The sequence below is a fragment of the Streptomyces flavofungini genome (assembly GCF_041028215.1).
Classification (GTDB): Bacteria; Actinomycetota; Actinomycetes; order Streptomycetales; family Streptomycetaceae; genus Streptomyces; species Streptomyces flavofungini_B.
On sequence record NZ_JASKYR010000912.1, the window covers coordinates 1 to 2456 of the forward strand.

The following is a 2456-nucleotide window of genomic DNA, read 5'->3' on the forward strand; positions in this document are numbered from 1 at the left end:
CAGCACCCGGCGCCTGGCGCTCAGCCATCTCGCCCGGCACCAGCTGGACGCCGGGCAGTGGCAGGAGGCCCACGACACGGCCCTCGCCGCGCTCGCCCTCGACGCCCCCGCCACCACCCCGGCCGCGACCAGGGTCCTGCTCCTCACCGCGCTCGGCGAGGCCCTGGTCGCCCTGTCCGACGAAGCGAACGGCATCGCCCGCCTGGAAGCGGCGGCGCGCGAGGCGGAGGCCTGCGGCTACGACGACGGCGCGGTCCGCGCCCTGGGCGCCCTGTTGAGGGTCTCCCCCGACGCGACCCTCCAGGCCCGCCATGACGCGGCTACGGCACGGCTGATGGCACGGACGTGAGGGGGCGGGGCGGCCCTTCCGGTGAGAGGGTCAGCCCCGCGGCGCGGCCGGTTCAGCTCTCCGGGGGCCGGGGCGCTCGGCCCGAGAGCTGTTCGTTCACCTCGCGGGTCCGGGCCGCGAGGTCGCGGGCCCGTTCCTCGGCGCGGTCCGCCCTGGCGTTGATGCGGGCGATGTCCTCCTCGATGACCTTCATGGCCAGCTCGGCCGCGGCGTTCGCGTCCTGCGGGGGAAGGTCCTCGGGGAGGTTCTCCAGTGCGCTCCTGACCGCGGGGATGCCGCCTCGTTCGTGGAGGTCTTTCCAGAACTCGTAATCCATCCCGCCATCCTGGACGATCCACCGCGCCGGGCGCGAGCCGCCCCCGGCCCTAGGAGGCGGCCTCCGCGGGCGCGCTCATGCGCGGCGGGGTGCTGAAGTCCAGGACGTCACGGGCCGTCTGCTGGGTCTCTTCAGCGGCCTTGCGCGCCGTGGCGAGTACATCGCCGTGCTCCTGTACGAGGGTGTGGTAAATCGGCGCCTGGGTGACGTCATTGGCCGTCATGACCTGCGGCTCCTTGTTCGGGGACAGTCGTATCGGGTCGCCCTGGGGCGGCCGACCCGCGACCTTACGCGAATCCTGTGCCCCGATGGCACCCGACCCCGATCATGAGACGGCCCCTTGTGACGTCTTTCACAGGGCCGCACCGGGGTACCCGGCAGGAGACGTAAGGAGGAAGGCATGCCGCTCACGTTCCGCAAGAGCTTCCGGATACTTCCCGGGGTCCGGCTGAACATCAACAAGCGCTCCTGGTCCCTGACCACCGGCGGCCGGCACGGCCCGCGCCGCACCCGCAGCAGCACCGGCAGGCGCACCACGTCGATGGACCTGCCCGGCCCCTTCGGCTGGCACCGCACGACGCGCCGGGCCTCCGCCCGGCGCGGTACGGCGGCCCGGCGCGGCAGGCGGCGCTGAGGCCCGCCGCGCCGCACCCGCCGTCATCGAGCCGACCGCGCTGGGAGCCGACCGAGATCGGGCCGCCCGTGATGCGGTAATCCGGTCGACCGCACGGACACCTGGCCGCTACGGTCACCGGCATGAAGCGTGCCGCGATGAGGACGACGACGCCGGAGAGTGTCCCGGCGCGCTGACCGATGTCGCGCATCGAAGCCCCGGGGCGAGTGCCCCGGGGCTTCGTCCTGCGGTCACCCGCCCGCTGTCCGCGAGGAGACCGCCATGCACGACCACCGCAGACTCGGCCGTGAGCTCGAACTGTTCGGCACCGACCCGCTGATCGGCGCGGGCCTGCCGTACTGGCTGCCCGACGGCGCCGCCGTGCGCCACGCCCTGGAGGAGTACATCCGCGACGCCGAACGGCGGGCGGGCTACCGCCACGTGTACTCGCCCGTCCTCGGCAAACGCGAGCTGTACGAGATCTCCGGGCACTGGTCGCACTACAGCGAGGACATGTTCCCGCCCATGGAGGTGGGCGGCGAGCAGATGCTGCTGCGGCCCAGCCTCTGCCCGCACCACGCCATCATCTACCGTTCGCGCGCCCGCAGTTACCGCGAACTTCCGCTGCGCATGGCCGAACTGGGCGGCATGTACCGGGCGGAGCTGTCCGGTGTGCTCGGCGGGCTGAGCCGTGTGCGGTCCATCCACCTCAACGACGCGCACGTCTTCTGCACCCTGGAGCAGGCGGCCGACGAGGCGCGGGCCGCCCTGGAGATGATCCGCCGGGCGTACGAGGCGTTCGGCATCCGCCCGGCCCGGTTCCGGCTCTCCCTGCCGGGGCCCGGCGGCAGTTACGTCGCCGACCCCGGGAAGTGGCGCAGGGCCACCGCTCTGCTGACCGAGGTGCTCGACTCCGCCGGGCTCGCCCACGAGGCCGCCGAGGGCGAGGCCGCCTTCTACGGGCCGAAGATCGATGTACAGATCGTGGACGGGGCGGGCCGGGAGTCCACCCTGTCCACCGTCCAGATCGACTTCCACCAGCCCGAACAGTTCGACCTGCGCTACATCGGCGCGGACGGCGCCAGGCACCGCCCGGTGATGGTCCACCGCAGTGTCATCGGCAGCGTGGAGAGAGCAGTCGCCCATCTCATCGAGGAACACGGCGGGGCCTTCCCCGC

At 72.8% G+C, this 2456-nt stretch carries 4 protein-coding genes and 1 pseudogene; 3 read left to right on the forward strand and 2 right to left on the reverse strand.

The genetic code is table 11. The annotated features are described in order from the left end of the window. Positions 1 to 349: pseudogene (locus AB8Z36_RS36445) on the forward strand (AfsR family transcriptional regulator); the annotation flags it as partial. Between the two features lie 52 nt (positions 350 to 401). On the opposite strand, the gene AB8Z36_RS36450 reads toward AB8Z36_RS36445, so the two are convergent. Both AB8Z36_RS36450 and AB8Z36_RS36455 read right to left on the reverse strand, forming a co-directional pair. Continuing rightward, positions 402 to 665 (reverse strand): hypothetical protein, encoded by a 264-nt coding sequence (locus tag AB8Z36_RS36450; RefSeq protein ID WP_369217677.1) that lies wholly within the window; start codon positions 663 to 665, stop codon positions 402 to 404. A gap of 49 nt (positions 666 to 714) precedes the next feature. Further along, entirely contained in the window at positions 715 to 888 is a 174-nt protein-coding gene (locus AB8Z36_RS36455; RefSeq protein WP_369217678.1) for a hypothetical protein, read from the reverse strand. Between the two features lie 177 nt (positions 889 to 1065). Between AB8Z36_RS36455 and AB8Z36_RS36460 the strand changes: the two genes are divergently transcribed. Together AB8Z36_RS36460 and AB8Z36_RS36465 are read left to right on the forward strand one after the other, a co-directional pair. Next, positions 1066 to 1299 (forward strand): DUF4236 domain-containing protein, encoded by a 234-nt coding sequence (locus AB8Z36_RS36460; RefSeq protein ID WP_369217679.1) that lies wholly within the window; start codon positions 1066 to 1068, stop codon positions 1297 to 1299. Positions 1300 to 1560: 261 nt separating this feature from the next. Beyond that, the coding region (locus tag AB8Z36_RS36465) for an aminoacyl--tRNA ligase-related protein (RefSeq protein ID WP_369217680.1) at positions 1561 to 2456 on the forward strand (896 nt) is incomplete at its 3' end.